This is a genomic window from Dorea sp. MB18-49 (assembly GCF_023669465.1).
Classification (GTDB): domain Bacteria; phylum Bacillota; class Clostridia; order Lachnospirales; family Lachnospiraceae; genus Dorea_A; species Dorea_A longicatena.
The window spans coordinates 1-2,208 of the sequence record NZ_JAMOYX010000094.1 but is presented as its reverse complement, the minus strand read 5'-3'; the positions used below and the strand labels follow the sequence as shown (position 1 = coordinate 2,208).

Annotated in this window: 2 protein-coding genes; both read right to left on the bottom strand. The window is 29.7% G+C overall.

What is annotated here, in order from left to right:
- On the bottom strand, positions 1-359 hold a 359-nt coding region (locus NCY30_RS14840), incomplete at its 3' end, for an ATP-binding cassette domain-containing protein (protein WP_250818877.1).
- 2 nt (positions 360-361) lie between these two features.
- Positions 362-2,208, bottom strand: a 1,847-nt coding sequence (locus tag NCY30_RS14835; RefSeq protein ID WP_250818876.1) for a hypothetical protein, incomplete at its 5' end; no start/stop codon positions are given.

Sequence of the window (2,208 nt, the reverse complement as noted above, 5' to 3'; positions counted from 1 at the left end):
GGAAGCAAAATATTATCTTTTATCGATAAACTGTCCATAAGACAAAAGTCCTGAAAAATAAAAGAAAGTTCTGTTCGTCTGATTTTTGCCAGTTCTGTTCCATATATTTCTTTTGTATCTTTTCCTTTATAAAACACCGTTCCTTTTTCAGGTTTATCAAGCATCCCTAGAACTTTTAATAATGTTGTTTTTCCACATCCTGAACGTCCCATAATACCAACAAATTCTTTGGGTTCTATCTGAAAAGAAATATTTTCTAATACAGGACAACTCACTTTTTCCCCCTTACTCGATATATAATTATAACCTTTTTCCAAATGATCTACTGCTAAAATGTTTTGATATTCTACCGGCTTCATCTTTACTCCTCTCTTTCAATTCTTATAATATTTCTAATTCCAAAACAAATACTAATAAAAAGAAAAAGAAATATAATTCCAGTTATCGTCCCCATTAATTTCACCGCATATTGCTTGATCCATTCTAGCGATAATTTCTTTAAATATACCTCTGTCCCCATAAAAATAGTTGAAATTACTACTCCAAATATAATTGGAATTCCTCCTGTCCAAAAACTTTCTTTCATAATACTTTTTCTTATATTTCTATGCGTCATGCCTCCTTGAGAATAAAATATATATTTCCCTTTCTGTTCTGGGAAATCACATTCCATCTTAATGCTTAAAACAAAAAAGGAACATATTAAAAGAACGAATATATTAATAATTGCCGCCGATACATTAATAATTTTTGTTTTACTTATTTGTAACAATAAATTTTTTTTCTCGTAAACGATTCCGCTCCCATTTGTATAAGCACATATTTCTTCAATAACCTTCTCATAATTTTTCGGTATCTGCACCATAACTATAAGGTTGGGACCCTCAACCCTATTACATACCTTTTGATAATATGAATCTGAGAACACAATAATATGTTCCGAAATTTTATTTCCAAACACGCCTGTAAGAATTTTTTCTTCTTCTCCTACAATATTAAAAGATGTATCAAATTTGTTACTTGGCGTAGGGACTCCAGTTATATACTGCCATAGATCATCCTTTGCTTCCCCCATATAAATTCTTGGTTTCTTTGTACCAAAATCAATTCCCAAATAATTTCTTTCTGATCTTTCTCTCTGATAAACAACATATATTTCATTGTCTTTCAAATCTAATGATTCTTTTGTCCATTTTTCATATGCTGAAGCAGAAATTCCCATATGCTCCCCTTGATCAGTTGTTGTCACTCTAATACAAGGTTGTTTTTTTACTTTTATCTCATACTTTTGTTTCAGTTCGTCTATAAATGCTATATCTTTGTCACTTGCCATCCATACTACATCATAAGGATAATTCTGTGGTTCATTAACCGGAATATTATCGAATATAACTATAGAAAACCCATATAATGTAACTATAATAAATTCAGTAATTATAAAAGACATATTAATATTATAAAAAAATCTATGATACCAATTATCTAACCATGTAATTTTTTTATAATATTTATTTTCCTTTTTTCTTAGATAGCACAAATAATATGCCCCTATAGAAATCATTCCCAACAGTATTCCAATACTCAACAAAATTAACGGTATCCCTTTTGAAACTTTTCCCCAATAAAACCATAAACTAATATACGCAAGAAACATAAATGTCATTCCTAGAATAAACACTTTAGGTCTTGTTTTTACAGGTTTTCCACTTTTTTTCCCACAAGACAATAGAGAATCCATCCCCAAGCAAGAGATTGCTTCATCAAACACAATAAACAAAAGTCCGAAAACACAAAAACCGATAATTATAGTCATCCGGAAAGGCGAAAATCCATAATTTATCTCTGTAAAAATTATATTTGCAAAGATTTTTTCCAGTTCAATCTTTATAATTTCAGATAATATTGCCCCAAACAATATTCCGCCTAATATAGAAATCACAACAATTCCTAAATATTCACATCCAATAAATATGTACTTATGCCGTTTCTGAATTCCCATTACATCTAGCAAAACATAATCATAAGATCTTTTTCGTATATACGAAAAAATAATCAGAATCATCATAAAAACCAGAAGAAGGTAAGTTATTGAAAAATCAAAAAAGCTATAACTTTCTTCCGCATTACCTGTTGTCTGTCCATCAATTATCCACTGTAAACAATCACTTAAAGAATTTGATAAAAAGATAATTGTGACCATGAATATAC